Origin of the sequence: Rhodoferax sp. WC2427 (genome assembly GCF_040822085.1) — a bacterium.
In the GTDB taxonomy this organism is placed as follows: Bacteria; Pseudomonadota; Gammaproteobacteria; order Burkholderiales; family Burkholderiaceae_C; genus Rhodoferax_B.
Map to the genome: position 1 here is coordinate 90,145 of NZ_CP162006.1, position 16,076 is coordinate 106,220.

Consider the following 16,076-nt stretch of genomic DNA (forward strand, 5'->3'; position numbering starts at 1 on the left):
AATCTACTTTGCGGTCATCGACGCCACGGGAGGACCCTTGAAACGGCGGCGTTCGAAGCCAAACCAGACCACCGCCGTCAGTGCCAAAAAGGCCAGCGTGATCTGCAAGGCCGCGTCGTTGGGCGGCTGCACGCCCAGGAACAGGATCAGCGCGGCGCTTAAGCTCACCAGCAAAGCCACCAGGCGGAACACCGGGCCCATATTCCATGGCCCCATCTTGGTCCAGCTGCTGCCGTAGGCCAGGCCACCCAGCCCGATCGGCAGGCCGTAAGAGATGAAGATGAAGATCACTGTGACCGACACGATGGTGGTGTAGGCAGGGGTGTACAGGGTGAACAGCACGGCGATGGTGCAGGCCGTCCAGATGGCGGCCACGGGCGACTTGAGCGTGGCGTGCACGGTTTTCAGCGCGTTGGAGGCGGGCAGGCCGCCGTCGCGGGCAAAGGCAAAAATCATCCGCGAGGCCGAGGTGACGGTGGCCAGGCCGCAGAGGAATTGCGAGGCGGTGATGGCCCAGTACAAGACATTTTTCAGACCCGCTGGCAGCACGGCATCCATGGTGCCGAAAAACACGTTGCCGCCCGAAGCCGCGGCCTTGTCCATGTCGGGGATGGCGATCACAAACGCGCACAGCATCAGGTAGCCAAACAGCGAGGAGTACAGCACCGAGGTGACGATGCCCTTGGGCACGGCACTGGAGGCGCCCATGGTTTCCTCGGCCGTGTGGGCCGACGCGTCAAAGCCGGTGATGGTGTAGATGGGCAGCAGCAGGCCCAGGCCGAACAGCATCCACATGCTTTGGGTGGCAGGCCAGACACCGCCGCCCGCGTCGCCGCTGTAGTTCTTGAAGGTGAACAGGCGCGACAGGTCAAAACTGGGGGCGTAGGCCAGCAGCGCCACCGTCAGGCCGATGGCCGTGGCAAAGATCAGGTAGCCGCTGATGTCGGTCAGAAACGCCGTCAGCTTGATGCCCACATGGTTGGCCAGGGCCTGCAGCGCGGTGATGCCAATGACAAACGCGGCCTGGGTGGCAAAGGTCGGCTCCCACCCCAAGCTGGTGCCAAACGCACCGATAAAGAAGTAGAAGGTGCCCACGTTGATGGCGCCCAGCACCGTCACCAGGCCCAGCAGGTTCAGCCAGGCGGTCAGCCAGCCCCAGCCGCGCCCGCCCAGGATCGAGCTCCAGTGGTACAGCCCCCCGGCGGTGGGAAAGGCCGAGCCGATCTGCGCCATGCCCAGCGCAAACACCAGGCTGATGGCGCTGCCCACCAACCAACCGATGCCGATGGCCGCGCCGCCCACGCCCGAAATGGCCTGCGACAGCGAGTTGATGCCACCCGACAAAATACAAATGATGGAGAAGGAAATCGCGAAGTTGGAGAACGGCTTCATCGTGCGCGACAGCTCTTGCTTGTAGCCCATGCTTTGCAGCACGCTGGCATCGTCGGCAACCTGTTGGGGCGATAGTGACATCAAATACCTCTCAAAAGTAGGGATAGGACTTATGCAGCGCCCCTGTAGCGCCCTTCGGGCTTACAGGGGGAACCTGCGTAAGTCCTGATGAATGGAAAATGAACACATGCACATCCCATGCCTGCTCTTGAGGGCGCGAAAGCGCGAGACGATGGAAACTGCTTTGGCGGTGTAACCGCGAAACGCCGCCGAGGCAAGACCTATTGCTGATTGTTAACAATCTACCAAATCGAGAATTGACAAGCACAGTGCGACGCGTTTGAATGCATGGACTAAAAATACAGCGAGAGACAAGATGGCAACAACTTCTCCCCTGCACCCGGCCCTGGCCGCGCTGCAGACCTCCGGTGCCGCCAAGGTGAAAGTCGCGGTGGCCGACATCGACGGCGTGCTGCGCGGCAAGTACCTGCACATCGACAAATTCATGGGCGCAGCCGAGCCGTATCCGGCGGGCGGCTTCGGCTTTTGCGATGTGGTGCTGGGCTGGGACATGCTGGACACCTGCTACGACAACACCACCGTCACCGGCTGGCAGCACGGCTTCCCCGACGCGCTGGCCCGGCTCGACCTGGACACCGCCCGCAATGTGCCCTGGGACAGCCAGGTGCCGTTCTTCCTGGGCGAATTTGTGCTGGCCGATGGCAGCCCGCATCCGTTGTGCCCGCGCCAAACGTTAAAGCGCGTCCTGAAACGTGCCGAGAAAATGGGTTTCCAGGTGATGACCGGCATGGAGTTCGAGTGGTTCAACTTCCTGGAAACACCGCAAACCTGGGCCGACAAGAAAGGCGTGGGCGCCACGCCGCTGACGCCCGGCATGTTTGGCTATTCGCTGTTGCGCATGAACCAGAACCGGCCCTTTTTCAACGCGCTGATGGACGAGATGCTGGCTTTTGGCGTACCCATCGAAGGCCTGCACACCGAAACCGGGCCGGGCGTGTACGAGGTGGCCATCGGCTTTTGCGAAGCGCTGGCCCAGGCCGACCGGGCGATTCTGTTCAAGACCGGGGCCAAGGAAATCGGCGCCCGCTTTGGCATCATGCCCAGCTTCATGGCCAAGCCGCACCAGAACATGCCAGGCTGCAGTGGGCATATCCACCAGAGCCTGAGCGACGGTAAAAATAACCTGTTTTTCGATGGCAGCAGCCCCCGCAAAATGAGCCCGCTGTTCGAGAGCTACCTGGCCGGGCAGGTGGCCTGCCTGATGGAATTCGGCCCCATGATCTGGCCCACCATCAACAGCTACAAGCGCCTGGTCGATGGCTTCTGGGCGCCGGTCAAACCCACCTGGGGCCTCGACAACCGCACCGCCAGCTTCCGCGTCATCGCCGGCAGCCCCAAGGCCACCCGGCTGGAAACCCGCTGCCCCGGGGCCGATGTGAACCCCTACCTGGCTATGGCCGCGGTGATCGCCGCCGGGCTGGACGGGGTGGAAAAAGGCCTCAAGCTCACCGCCCCGCCCATCACCGGCACCAACGGTGGTGCGGAGCACATCGCCCGCGCGCCCCGCACGCTGATCGAAACCACCCGCAATTTCCAGCAGTCCACGGTGGCCCGCGACTGGCTGGGCGACACTTTCGTCGACCACTTTGCCGCCACCCGCGAATGGGAATGGCGTCAGTGGCTCGATGCCGTGACCGACTGGGAAATGAAACGCTACTTCGAAGTTATATGAAACACCCCCAGGCTGCAGCGCTTCGCGTCTTTCGCCAACCCCCCTCGTATTGGCTTGAAAAGCCAATACGACACGCAGGGGGCAACACCAGCGGCCCGGCAAAGCCGGTTCCGCGGTGTTCTGCGAAGGCACGCCCGCCAGCAAGCTTTTTGCCTGCTAAGTGCGTTAAAAACTACCACGACCCCAAACTATTCCTCGTCTGTACAACATGACTATTGCAAACTTCGCCTACCCCACGCCGATCCAGTTCGGCCCCGGTGCCCGCAAACTCGTGGCACAGCACCTTCTTGACCTGGGCCTGAAACGCCCGCTCATCGTCACCGACCGGGCGCTGGCCGCACTGCCGGTGATGGCCGAATTTTTGACCCATCTGCAGGGCCTCGACGTAGCGGTGTTCAGCGGCGTGTTTGGCAACCCCACCTGCAGCCAGGTGATGGACGGTGCGGCAGCCTTCAAAGCCCATAACGCCGACTGCGTGGTCGGCTTTGGCGGCGGTGCGGCGCTGGACGTGGCCAAGGTGGTGGGCATCCCCGCCACGCACCCCGGCGACATCCTCGAATACGTGTGGGACCACCCGCAGGTGCGCCCCATCACCCAGCCACTGCCGTACTTTGTGGCGCTGCCCACCACCTCGGGCACCGGCTCGGAAGTGGGCCGCTCCAGCGTGGTGAGCGAAAACGACACGCACCTCAAGCGCGTGGTGTTCAGCGCCCAGATTTTGGCCAAAACCGTGTTCGCCGACCCCGAGCTCACCCTGGGCCTGCCCGCCCACGTGACCGCCGCCACCGGCATGGATGCGCTCACCCACAACATCGAAAGCTACCTCTCGCCCGCCTACCACCCGCTGTGCGACGGCATTGCGCTGGAGGGCACGCGCATTGCCGCGGCCGCCCTGCGCACGGCAGTGCGCGAGCCCGGCAACCTGCAGGCCCGGTCCGACATGATGATGGCCTCGATGATGGGCGCGATTGGGTTCCAGAAAGACCTGGGCGCGGTGCATTCCTGCGCCCACGCCCTGGGCGCCGTGTGCGACCTGCACCACGGCCTGGCCAATGCGCTGATGATCGACACCGTGATGGCCTGGAACTACAGCGCGGTGCCGCACAAGTTTGACGAGCTGGCCCATGTGTGCAAGGTGCACGGCGGGGGCCCGGCCTTCATTTCCTGGCTGCGCCAGCTCAAGGTGGATGTGGGCATCACCACCCGGCTGGCCGACTTTGGCGTGCGCCCCGAGCACCTGCCGCGCCTGGTCGAGATTGCCACCGCCGACATGTGCCACCAGACCAATCCGCGGCCCTGCACAGCGGCCGATTTCGAGGCGCTGTTTTTGGAGGCCATGTGAAAGACCGTTTGAAGATCGGCATCAGCGCCTGCTTTTTGCACCCCGACCCGGCACGCGCCGCGTTTGCCAAAAAGACACTGCAGTACGTCGAGCAGTCCATGGCGCACTGGATCATGTCGGGCGGCGCGCTGCCGGTGATGGTGCCGTCGCCCGCCGGGGATACCGCGCGCGGCGACATCGGCTATGGCGACTACGCCTACTGGCTGGACGGCCTGGTGCTGCACGGCGGGGCCGACGTGTGGCCCGGCAGCTACGGCGAAACCCCGCTGCAGGAGCGCTGGAGCGGCGACCGCATCCGCGACGGCTACGAGCAGGCCCTGGTGCACGCCTTCGTGGCCGCGGGCAAGCCGGTGTTTGGCGTATGCCGGGGCCTGCAGCTGATCAACGTGGCCTTTGGCGGCACGCTGTACCAGGACATCGCCACCCAGCGCCCTGAAGCCGTGCTGCACCGCGATGCCGATGCCTACGACCACCATTTCCACGCACTGGAAATCGTGCCCGAAACCCGGCTCAGCGCCCTGCTGGCGGGCGCAAGCAGCAACCAAATCAATAGCATCCACCACCAGGCCATCAAGGACCTGGCGCCGGGCTTTGTGGTGGAAGCCCGCAGCCCCGACGACGGCATGATCGAAGCCATCCGCAGCACCGGCCCGGCCTATGTGGCCGCCGTGCAATGGCACCCCGAATTCCACCAGCCTGCCCTGGGTACGCTGGACGACACCCCTTTGCTCACCGACTTTCTGGCCGCCGCGCAGGCCGCCAAGGACCGCGGTTAACGTTTAAATACACCCTCACCCCGGCCCTCTCCCGCGCACGGGAGAGGGAGGAATGCAGCAGCCCTGCCTTGCTCCCTCTCCCCGCCGGGGAGAGGGTTGGGGTGAGGGTGAACCCAAGGACTCCCATGCTCACCATCTACAACCCCGCCACCGGTACGCACATCACCCAGGTGCCCGCCGACGATGCCGCCAGCGTGGCCGCTAAATTCCAGGCCGCCCGCGCCGCCCAGCCCGCCTGGGCCGCCACGCCGATGCCGCAGCGCCTGGCCTGCGTGGCCCGCTTCCGCGCCGCCGTGGTGGCCGAGCTGGAGGCCCTGGCTGCCACCATGACGGCCGAGACCGGCAAACCCATCAGCATGTCGCGCAACGAGCTCAACGGCTTGCTGGGCCGCATCGACTTCTTCCTGGCCGAGGCGGCAGCCAGCACCGCCACCCAGACCGTGTTGGCCGAGGGCGGCATGACCGAGCAGATCCAGCACATCCCGCTGGGCGTGGTGGCCAACATCTCGGCCTGGAACTACCCCTGGTTCGTAGGCTGCAACGTCATCCTGCCCGCGCTGCTGACCGGCAACGCGGTGCTGTACAAGCCGTCTGAATTCGCCACGTTGACCGGCATGGCCATTGTTCGGCTGCTGCACGCTGCAGGTGTGCCAGCCGACGTGCTGGCGCTGTGCGTGGGCGGCGGCGAGGTGGGTGCGGCCCTGCAGGCGCAGCGCATCGACGGCCTGTTTTTCACCGGCTCCTACGCCACTGGCGCCAAGATCGCCCAGGCCCTGGGCCCGCGCATGGTCAAGCTGCAACTGGAACTGGGCGGCAAGGACCCCACCTACGTCTGCGACGACGCCAACCCCGCCACCGCCGCCGCCTCCCTGGCCGACGGCGCGATGTACAACACCGGCCAGAGCTGCTGCTCGGTGGAGCGCATCTACGTGCACGAGAAAGTGTTCGATGCCTTCGTGGCCGCGTTTGTCGACACGGTGCACGGCTTCAAGGTGGGCGACCCGATGGACGACAGTACCTACATCGGTGCCATCACCCGCGCCGCCCAGCTCGAGGTGCTGGACGCGCAGGTGGCGGATGCCGTGGCCAAGGGCGCGCAGCTGCTCACCGGCGGCACGCGCCTGCCAGGCAATACCTTCGCCCCCACCGTGCTGGTGGATGTGGACCACAGCATGGACCTGATGCGCGAGGAAAGCTTTGGCCCGGTCATCGGCATCCAGAAGGTGGCCAGCGACGCCGAAGCGGTGGCCCTGATGAACGACACGCGCTACGGCCTGACGGCGGGCGTCTTCACCCCCGACGAGGCCCGCGCCCGCGCCCTGCTGGCCCAGGTGAACGCCGGTAGCGTTTACTGGAACTGTTGCGACCGCGTCAGCCCCCGCCTGCCCTGGAGCGGCCATGGCGACTCGGGTGTGGGCCTGACGCTGTCGACCTACGGCATCCAGACCTTCACCCGGCCCAAGGCCTGGCATCTGCGCCAGGCTTAGGTATCAAATCGGGCGCTTGCGCTTATTCCATAAGCGCAAGCAGCTATTTATACAATAGCGTATATCCCACGGACTTTGCAGGGTTATTGCCGCCAGGTGGTCTTTTCGATCCAATTTAGATATATCGTAATGGTATCTAAATCACATCGAAAGAACCTATGCCCCATTTTGAAAAACGCAGCGAACACCCAGAACACGGCGGCCCCTGCCGCGGCCGCGGTGAACACCACCACCCGCACCACCACGGCCACCTCGTGCGTGGCGAGCATCCGCACCCCGGCGGTGAACACCCTGGGCGCGGCGGTCGCCACGGTGGCGGGCCAGGCCGGGTGTTTGGCCACGGTGGCCTGCGCCTGGTGCTGCTGCAGCTGATCGCCGACAAGCCCCGCCACGGCTACGAGCTGATCAAGGAGATCGGTGACCGCCTGGGCGGCAGCTACAGCCCCAGCCCGGGCGTGATCTACCCCACGCTGACCCTGCTGGAAGAGCTGGGCTACACCGCCATGGCCGAGAGCGGTGGCGGCCGCAAGCTCTACAGCATCACCGACGCAGGCCAGGCCTTTCTGGCCGAGAACCGCGTGGAAGCCGATGCCCTGCTGTCGCGCATGGCCAACGCCGACGCACCCCACCCCGGCCGCCCGCCCCAGGTGGTGCGCGCTTTGGAAAACTTCAAGCTGGCCGCCCGCATGCGCCTGGGCGGCGCCCCCCTGACCGATGAACAGGCCCATGCCTTTGCCCAGATTCTGGACAACGCCGCCCAACAACTGGAAAGAATCTGAGTGAGCACCCCCAACCGCACCGCCACCCGCGTCCGCCACGAGCTGAAATTTCGCCAGCTGAGCGTTGTGCGCACCCAGCAGCTCACACCCCACATGGTCCGCATCACGCTGGGCGGGCCCGATCTGGCGGGCTTCACCAGCCCGGGTTTTGACGACCACGTGAAAGTTTTCTTTCCCGACCCGGTGACCGGCGCACTGGTATGGCCCGGCGGCGCCGAAGGCGGCCCGCGCCCCACCATGCGCGACTACACGCCGCAGCACTTCGACCCGCAAGCTCTTACCCTGGTGATCGACTTCGCGCTGCACGATGCCGGCCCGGCCACCACCTGGGCGGCGCAGGCCCAGGTGGGCCAGGTGCTGGGCGTGGGCGGCCCGCGCGGCTCTTTCATACTGCCGACCGACTTTGACGGCCACCTGCTCATCGGCGACGACACCGCCATTCCCGCCATCGCCCGGCGCCTGGCCGAACTGCCTGCCGGAGCCCCCGCGCTGGTGTTGATCGAAGTAGATGGCCCTGAAGACGAGCAAGCCCTGCCCAGCACCGCCCAGGCCACCGTGGTGTGGGTGCACCGCCAGGGCCAGCCCCATGGCCGCCAGCCGCTGCTGCTGGAGCGCCTGCGCGCCCTGGCTTTGCCACCCGGCGACATCCACGCCTGGGTGGGCTGCGAAACCCACACCGCCAAGGCCTTGCGGGCACACCTGGTGGGTGAACGTGGCGTACAGCCGCAATGGACCAAGGCGGCAGGTTACTGGCGCCAGGGCAGCGCGGCCACACACGATGCCATCGAGGCCTGATCTGGGGAAAAGTTGGCTTGCCTCTTCTTCTAATACTTCTATTAATCAAATAGTAGTAGTAGTAAGCATGGCCTCTGCATGTGGATAAGTTGTGATAAGCCTTACAGGTCAAGGACTTAGCCCATTTTGACGGCTGTGCGTGACCTTGCTTTTCTGCTGTCGCCACAATATGAACAACTTTGGCGGATCGATACAAGCTGTGGATAACTGTCTGCTTATGCAAAAACTATCCACAGGCTTTGCCGGGACGTGGCTGGGCTATGCTGCAGGTTTAGTTCCAAGGAAATCCGATGCCCCGTTTCGTCCTCGAAGAAGACCGCATCCACCCCGCCATCCGCGACAAGGTGGCCGCTTCGCAGCGGGCCATCGTGCAAGAGGTGCAGGCAGCCGTGGCGGCGCATGCCGTGGTCGTGGTGGGGATGCGGGCCAATCCGTTTCCGCGCAAGGCCCGTAAGGCGCTGGATGCGGCACGGGTGCCGCACCATTACCTGGAGTACGGCAGCTATCTGAGCATGTGGCGGGAGCGTGGCGCTTTGAAGATGTGGACCGGCTGGCCCACCTTGCCCATGGTGTTCGTGCGGGGCACGCTGGTGGGCGGATGCACCGATCTAGAAAGGTTGATCCAGACCGGTGAGCTAGCCAAGATGCTCGGCTAGCCTTTCTGTTGCATCAACCCTTGTGGTGGCGGCCTTCGTGGTCGCCAGGGCCGCCGTGCATGCGGGGCATGGCGTGGGCGTCAAACACCTTTTGCTGCTCGGGGGTCAAAGCGGCGTAGAAAGCCTTGGTGGCATCGGCGCGCTTGTCCATTTCGGCATCGCGCTCGGCCCGCATGGCGCGCATTTTGTCGATGCGCTCGGGGGTGGTCAGCTTTTCAAACGCGGCCTTGTCAGGCCGTGGGCCGTGGGCCGGCGGCTGCATGCTGGCGGTGAAGGTGGTCCAGGCGGCTTCCTGGGCGGGAGTGATTTTCAGCTGAGCCTTCAGCGCTGCCTGGCGCTTTTGCATGTGCTCCTGCATCTTGGCCGGGTCGTGGTGGGCCATACCGGCCGCTGGCGGTGGGGGCGCGTCGGCCGCAAAAGCGGTGGCACCCAAAGTGGCCAACAGGCCGGCTAAAACAAGACTCTTGAACGGTGTACGGGGGGAAGCCATGTGCGAACTCCTGAAAAATAATGAGGACTTTCGCCTGCTGCCGGGATTGGCGACAGGTTGGAGGCAAGTGTGGAATCCCTTTGTAAAGCCGCTATTGCCCCGCAATAGGCCTTTGTAAAGTTGGAACCGATGGCCCAGCGGCGACAATCGCTGGCTGTTGAGAATCAACCCGGACTGGACGCAAGTCCCTCGGTGCGCCCCGCGGGCGACACAGAGGGCGCTGCGTCCAGTCCTACCCATGAAGAAAGAATTCCTGTGTTTAAAAATGTGATGGTGTACCGCATTGGCCCTGGCTGGGCTCCCGACCTGTTGGCGATCGAAACGGCGCTGGACAAAGACCGTTTTGCCGAGTGCGGCGCCAGCCAGGAAATGTCGGTCGGCTGGACCGAGCCGCGTGGCGTGGCCAACGGCCCTCTGCTGGAGTCGGTGGGCGGCCAGCTGATTTTGAAGCTGATGTTCGAGAGCAAGGCCGTGCCCAGCTCGGTGATCAAGCGCAAGCTGGAAGAGCGCCTGGCCCAGATCGAAGCCACCACCGGCCGCAAGCCCGGCAAAAAGGAACGCAAGGAACTGAGCGAAGACGTGAAACTGTCCTTGCTGCCCATGGCCTTCACCAAGCGCGGCGCCGTGCTGGTGTGGATTGACCCCGCAGCCCTGGTGCTGGTGGTGGATGCCGGTAGCCAGGGCCGCGCCGACGAGGTGATCACCGCCCTGGTCAAGGCCATCGACGGCTTTGCCGTGCTGCAGATCAACACCAGCCTGTCGCCCGCCACGGCCATGGCCAACTGGCTGACCACGCAGGAGCCACCCGCCGGTTTCAGCATCGACCGCGAGTGCGAACTCAAGGCCGCCGACGAATCCAAGTCGGTCGTCAAATACGCCCGCCACGCGCTCGACATCGACGAAGTGCGCCAGCACGTGGCCGACGGCAAGCTGCCCACCAAGCTGGCCATGACCTGGGAGGGCCGCGTGTCCTTTGTGCTCACCGAGAGCCTGCAGGTGAAAAAAGTGACTTTCCTGGACGGCGTGTTCGACGGCACCTCGCAGGAAAAGGAAGACGGCTTCGATGCCGACGCGGCCATCGCCACCGGCGAAATGCGCCAGATGATCCCCGACCTGTTGCTCGCCCTGGGCGGCGAGATGGCACTGGGTGAGGCGGGCACCAAGCCCGATGCCGCACCGCTGCAGCCAGTGAATCTGGCCGAGTCGCCGTTTTAAGCCAAAAGTGCCGTCCGCGCTTATGCCGACGGCACAAGCAGCTACTTAAACCATAGCAACCATCTGCCGCTGCAGCACCTGCAAGGCGGTATCAAACGCAAAGTCTTTCAAGGCCTGTTCGATGTCGGCATAGGCTTGGGGGAAGGCGGAATGCAGCAGGGCTGCGTTGTCTTCCACCAGGGCGATGGCGTCGCTGTCGTCCTGGGTCAGCAGCTCGGCGAGCCGGGTGCACACCGTGTGCAGTTGCGCCGGGTCGACGGACACCGTGGCCTGAGCGATCTCGGGGGCGAGCTGGGATTGCAGGGCCTGGAGCAGGGTGTTGAGCAGTTGCTCGACGTCGGCAACCAGGGGATGAAGCTGCTCCAGCGGTGCACCTGCGTGCAGGGCGGATTCGAGCACCCCGGCCTGTGCTTGCAGGGCTTCGGCGCCAATGCTGCCGGCCACGCCCTTGGCGCTGTGGGCGATGCGTTCGGCGGTGGGCCAATCGGCCTGGGCCAGGGCGGCGTGCAGCTGGGCCGGGGTGGCTTGCTGGTTGCGCACAAACAGGCGCAGCATGTTCAGGTAGGCCTTGCGGTTGCCGTTCAGGCGGCGCAGGCCCGCGGCCATGTCCAGGCCAGGAATGTGTTCGGGCAGCGCCACCTCGGCGCTGTCGGCAGATGCTGTGGTGGGGCTCGGTGGGGTGCGGGTTTCACGCGGCGCAATCCATTTGGCCAGCACGCTCCACAGGTGGTCGGCCACGATGGGCTTGGTGATGACGTCGCCCATCCCGGCGGCGAGGCAGGCATCGCGGTCGTGCTGCATGACGTTGGCCGTCATGGCGATGATGGGCAGGGTGGCAAACCGCGGTTGGTGGCGGATGGCCAGCGTGGCGGTGATGCCGTCCATCACCGGCATCTGCATGTCCATCAGCACCAGGTCGAAGTCGGCCCGGGCCAGCTTGTCGAGTGCCACCTGGCCGTTCTCGGCCACCTCGGCCACCAACCCGGCCGAGGCCAGCAGCTCGGTGCCCACGTACTGGTTGAATTCGTTGTCGTCCACCAGCAGGATGCGGGCCCCGGCCAGCGTGGCCATGCGGGCAAACAGGTCGCTGGGCGCAGACGCTGTGGCGCTGCGGGCCGGGCCGTGGCCCACACGGGCCAGTGCGTTGCGCAGGGTGGTGCCAAACACCGGTTTGACTAGCACGGTGGCGATGCCGACCGACTTGCTCTGTTCCAGCAGCCCGTCGTCGCCAAAGGCGGTGACCATCACCATCTTGGGCACCTGCGGCAGGCCCAGGGCCTGGATGGCGGCAGCCGTGGCGATGCCGTCCATCTCGGGCATGTGCCAGTCCAGAAACACGATGTCGCAGGCATGGCTTTGCAAGTAGTCCAGCGCCAGCGGGCCCGAGGCCACGGTCTCCACCGTGAACTGGTACTCCTGCAGCATCAAAGCCAAAATGCTGCGGGCAATGGCGTTGTCATCGACCACCAGGGCGCGCAGGCCGGTCAAAGGGGTGGGGTCAGGCTCGGCCGCCAGACCCACGCCCACCGTGGCGGTAAACCAGAAAACGCTGCCCTGGCCAAGCTGGCTGTCGACGCCCACCGCGCCGCCCATCAGCTCGGCCAAGCGTTTGGAAATCGACAGGCCCAGTCCGGTGCCGCCGTATTTGCGGGTGGTGGAGGCGTCGGCCTGGTGGAAGCTCTGGAACAAGGCCGCGCTCTGCGCAGGGCTCAGGCCGATGCCGGTGTCGCGGATGGCGAAGTACAGCTGTATCTGGTGGGCCGCCAAGTCCCCTGGCTGGGGCTGCTGCACCCGGGCGACCAGCACGATTTCGCCGGTGTCTGTGAATTTGACGGCGTTGTTGGCAAAGTTGACCAAAATCTGGCCCAGCCGCAGCGGGTCGCCCACCAGGTAGGGCGGCACATCGGGGGCGATGTCGAACACCAGTTCCAGATTCTTGGCGCTGGCCTTCTCGGTGACCAGGTTGGCCACATTGGTGAGCAGGGCGTCGAGCTCGAACGGCACCTGTTCCACCTGCAGCTTGTTGGCCTCGATTTTCGAGAAGTCCAGGATGTCGTTGATGATGCCCAGCAGGTGCTTGCCCGACATCTGCACCCGGTCGATGTACTCACGTTGGCGCGGGTCGAGCGGGGTTTTCAGGGCCAGTTCGGACAGGCCGATGATGGTGTTCATCGGGGTGCGGATCTCGTGGCTCATGTTCGCCAAAAAGGCTGATTTGGCCTGGCCGGCGGTCTCGGCGGCCTCCTTGGCGGCCTGCAATGCGTCGGCGGCCAGCTTGCGGCTGGTGATGTCGTCAAACCAGGTGTAGCCCACCCGCATGCCGGCAAACTCGCCCAGGCTGCACGACATCGATACCCACAGCGGCGTGCCATCCCCCCGGTGGTAGGCAACCTCCCAGTTGCTGAAGCTGCCATCGCGTTGCAGGGCCTCGATCGCCCGCTTGGGCACGCTGGGATTGGCGTGCATATGGCGCACGCCGTTTTTCTTCAGCTGCTCTGCAGTGACGCGAAAGACCGCCAGCGCCTGCCGGTTGTGAAACAGCGCCCGTCCATCCTCGCTGAGGATGATCAGCGCGCTGGGGGCCGATTCCAGCACGGTGCGCAGCTGGGTCTCACGGGCCTGCAGGGTCTCCTGGGCCTGGATATTGGAGGTGACATCCAGCCAGTAGCCGGTCCAGACCTGGGTGTCGGGGTCATGGGCGTGGACCACGCCGGTGGCCCGGAGCTGGATCCAGCGCACCTCGTTCTGGACCTGCACCCGGTAGCGCAAGGCCAGGGATTCCGTGTTGGTGGCGGTGGCCTCCAGGTCCTGGAAGTTTGACGGGGTGGCGGCCGCCATGTATGCCTCGCGCAGCGCCTGCCGCACCCGCGGCAGATCGTTGGGATGGACATAGGTCAGATGGGCGCGCGGGTTGTCCATTTGTGCCTCGGCGCTCACCCCCAGCAGGGCCAGGATGGGCTTGCTGACAAAGTGGAAGTGTGGCGTGCCGTCTTTTTGCATGCTCATCTGGAACACGGCGCAGGGCAGGGCATCGCTGATGTCCAGCATGCGCTGGCTGGCCGCCTGGACCACCTCGTTCATCTGGCGCAGTTCGGCATCGCTTTGGCGGCGCTGCTGGGCCAGGTGGCGGCGCGCCAGGCTGCGGCGTGACACGGCGTAGTAGCCCAGCAAGGTGCACAACAGCACCGCGCCACCCGCCAGGGCGGGGGCCAGCAAGGCGGCCCACAGGTTGCGGTCTTCCAGCAGCAGCAGTTGCCAGGGGCCGTCGCGGTTGTCCCAGTCCAGCGTGCGCCAGGCCACGGTGGTGCGGTGGTCCGGCCAACGCATATGGCTGCCGTCCAGACTGAACGGCAGCGGGGCCAGCACGGCTTTGCCGAACTGGCCGTCTGCGGCGGCCCGGGGCAGGGGGGAGGGAATGACGCCGGGCAGTGTCTGCATGCGCCAACCGGGCTGGTTGCTGGCAAACACCACGCCTTGCGGCGACACCACCAGGGCCGGGGCTGCGCGCTGCGCCAGCACCATGTCCAGGGTGTCGGCACTGGTCTGCACCACATAGACCCCGCTGGGCGGTTTGCTGGCATCCGTGCTGGTACGCACCGGGGCGGCATACACCAGGCGGCGTTGCTGGCCACTGGCATCGGTGGTGGGGTAGAGCACCGGCTGGCCCAGCAGGGCCCGCTGGAAGTAGGGCTGCCGGGCCTGTTCGCTGCCCAGCAGGGGCGAGGCGCCGTCCAGATTCAGCTCCGACAGCACCGACCCTTTGGCGTTGAGCACCAACACATCTTGCGTGCCGGGGGCCAGCAGCAGGGTGGAGAAGTCGGTATAGACCTGGCCATAGTCGCCCGAGATGTTGCCGATCAGCACCTGCTTCACGTCGAAGCTCACCGCGGCCATCAAGGTGGCAGTGGCCATGGTGCTGCTTTGGGTGCTGGCCTGGTGGATCTTGTCGGCCAGGTTGCTGGCATCGGTTTGCAGATCGGCGTCGGCGCGGGTGCTGTTCCAGTGCCATTGCGCCGTTGCCACCACCGCGCCAAGCGCTACCGCCACCGCAATGGCCACACTGTCCGCCCGCCGTTGCCGTACCTTGCTGCGGCCCTTGTACAGGGCTTCGGTCACGGGTGTCAGGCTGGAAACGGGTGGAGATGCATCCATGGCGTTTGGGGTGTGGTGCTGTATCTTTTGGTAACCAGTGTATGCATTTCGGCCGATTCGGGGGACTTTCTCCAGAATTAGATTTTTATGAAAAAAAAGGCTCTTGCGCTTATTGAATAAGCATGAGCAGCTACTTTATATATAGCAACTATTTAGCCAGGGTGCGGGTGGCTTCCGCCGGAAATTCATAGGCGATGCGCATCACCAGATCCTGTGGGTAGTTGCCAAAACGGCGGCCAAACAGGTTGATGCCGCCCTGGTGGCGCGCGTCGTCCTTGATGCCGATGCGCACCTTGATGTGGTTGGAGCCGCCCAGGTTGAGCTGCTCCAGCGTGATGGGCAGCAGGGCCATGCCGTCGATCATCGAGCCCTGGGCGGTGACGCTCCAGCGTTTCAGCAAGCCGTAGGTGGTCTGGTCCTCGTGCCACCAGCTGGGCGTGAGCAGGCCGGGTGTGCCGCCCATGTCGCCCGGGCTGGTCCAGGTGCCCACGTCGCAGCCGTTGATCCACAGGGTGATGTCGGACGGCCATTCCAGGTTGTACTGGGGTGCTTCGGAGCAGATCTCCATCGACAGCTCGATCGAGCGGGCCACCGCGCCAAACGGCAGGTTGTTGGGAAACGCGTACTCCACATAGCCCTTGCCGAACCACAGCAGCTGGGCGTGCAGGTGCTCGGGCTCGAAGAACGAGCGGGCATCGTCGAGCAGGCCGATGATCTTGGTCTCGCTGGCCAGGCCGCAGGTGGGGCGGGCCTCCACATGCCGGTAGCTGCCGATGGGCATGCTGACGGTGACCACGTCCGGGGCCACTTCGGCGGCCGCACCGGGCAGCTGGAACACCAGCTCGTCGTAGCGCTTGGCGCACAGCTTTTGCGTGCCGCGGGTGCCGGGCTCTACCTCTACCTTGATCAGGCCCACGGCCTGCAGCTGGTTCAGGTTGAAGCTGACGGTGGAGTGCGGCATGTTCATCGCCTCGGCAATTTCGCTCACGTTCATCACGTTGTGCGTCAACAGGCTGAGGATGATTTGCCGCGTCTCGGAGGCCAGCGCCTTGGCAATCGGCAGCGTGGCCTCGCCTTCCACGATGAGCACCCGCTTGCTGGTGAATTTGGGTTTGTTGTTCATTGCTTAATCACCATTTAAGTTGCGATTCTAGTGGGGGACCGTGCGGCACACAGCGCGATTCTGCGCGCCAGAAGGGGCGATTCCCTGGTGAAAACACCTAGATGTATTCATCGCAA

Annotated in this window: 12 protein-coding genes; 8 read left to right on the forward strand and 4 right to left on the reverse strand. The window is 64.8% G+C overall.

Features of this window, described 5'->3' with window-relative positions:
* Positions 1-3: 3 nt before the first annotated feature.
* Positions 4-1,473, reverse strand: a complete 1,470-nt coding sequence (locus AB3G31_RS00405; RefSeq protein ID WP_367848271.1) for an amino acid permease — start codon at positions 1,471-1,473, stop codon at positions 4-6.
* 295 nt (positions 1,474-1,768) lie between these two features.
* Between AB3G31_RS00405 and AB3G31_RS00410 the strand changes: the two genes are divergently transcribed.
* The 7 genes from AB3G31_RS00410 (at position 1,769) to AB3G31_RS00440 (ending at position 8,980) form a co-directional block, all read left to right on the forward strand.
* On the forward strand, positions 1,769-3,145 hold the full coding sequence (locus AB3G31_RS00410) for a glutamine synthetase family protein (RefSeq protein ID WP_367848272.1): 1,377 nt from the start codon (positions 1,769-1,771) through the stop codon (positions 3,143-3,145).
* Positions 3,146-3,353: 208 nt separating this feature from the next.
* A complete protein-coding gene (locus tag AB3G31_RS00415) occupies positions 3,354-4,487 on the forward strand; it encodes an iron-containing alcohol dehydrogenase (RefSeq protein WP_367848273.1) in 1,134 nt (377 codons plus the stop codon).
* Positions 4,484-5,263, forward strand: a complete 780-nt coding sequence (locus tag AB3G31_RS00420) for a gamma-glutamyl-gamma-aminobutyrate hydrolase family protein (protein ID WP_367848274.1) — start codon at positions 4,484-4,486, stop codon at positions 5,261-5,263. Before AB3G31_RS00415 ends, AB3G31_RS00420 begins: the two co-directional genes overlap by 4 nt.
* A 125-nt stretch (positions 5,264-5,388) precedes the next feature.
* Entirely contained in the window at positions 5,389-6,750 is a 1,362-nt protein-coding gene (locus tag AB3G31_RS00425; protein ID WP_367848275.1) for an aldehyde dehydrogenase family protein, read from the forward strand.
* Between the two features lie 158 nt (positions 6,751-6,908).
* Positions 6,909-7,529 (forward strand): PadR family transcriptional regulator, encoded by a 621-nt coding sequence (locus AB3G31_RS00430; protein WP_367848276.1) that lies wholly within the window; start codon positions 6,909-6,911, stop codon positions 7,527-7,529.
* Positions 7,530-8,324: a siderophore-interacting protein gene (locus AB3G31_RS00435; RefSeq protein ID WP_367848277.1), complete on the forward strand. Its 795-nt coding sequence runs from the start codon at positions 7,530-7,532 to the stop codon at positions 8,322-8,324.
* A gap of 290 nt (positions 8,325-8,614) precedes the next feature.
* The gene (locus tag AB3G31_RS00440) at positions 8,615-8,980 is read left to right on the forward strand and encodes a glutaredoxin (protein ID WP_367848278.1); all 366 of its coding nucleotides are present in this window, start codon (positions 8,615-8,617) and stop codon (positions 8,978-8,980) included.
* A 13-nt stretch (positions 8,981-8,993) separates the two neighbouring features.
* Here the strand turns inward: AB3G31_RS00440 and AB3G31_RS00445 are convergent, their stop codons facing one another.
* Positions 8,994-9,470, reverse strand: a complete 477-nt coding sequence (locus AB3G31_RS00445) for a Spy/CpxP family protein refolding chaperone (protein WP_367848279.1) — start codon at positions 9,468-9,470, stop codon at positions 8,994-8,996.
* 255 nt (positions 9,471-9,725) lie between these two features.
* Between AB3G31_RS00445 and AB3G31_RS00450 the strand changes: the two genes are divergently transcribed.
* Positions 9,726-10,685, forward strand: coding sequence for a recombination-associated protein RdgC (locus tag AB3G31_RS00450; protein ID WP_367848280.1), 960 nt, complete (start codon positions 9,726-9,728; stop codon positions 10,683-10,685).
* Positions 10,686-10,730: 45 nt separating this feature from the next.
* Here AB3G31_RS00450 and AB3G31_RS00455 read toward each other — a convergent pair whose 3' ends face one another.
* Both AB3G31_RS00455 and AB3G31_RS00460 read right to left on the reverse strand, forming a co-directional pair.
* Positions 10,731-14,837 carry a response regulator gene (locus AB3G31_RS00455; RefSeq protein ID WP_367848281.1) on the reverse strand — a complete coding sequence of 1,369 codons (4,107 nt, stop codon included), beginning with the start codon at positions 14,835-14,837 and terminating at the stop codon, positions 10,731-10,733.
* A gap of 148 nt (positions 14,838-14,985) precedes the next feature.
* Complete coding sequence (locus tag AB3G31_RS00460) at positions 14,986-15,960, reverse strand: ArsR/SmtB family transcription factor (protein ID WP_367848282.1); 975 nt, start codon at positions 15,958-15,960, stop codon at positions 14,986-14,988.
* Between the last annotated feature and the right edge of the window lie 116 nt (positions 15,961-16,076).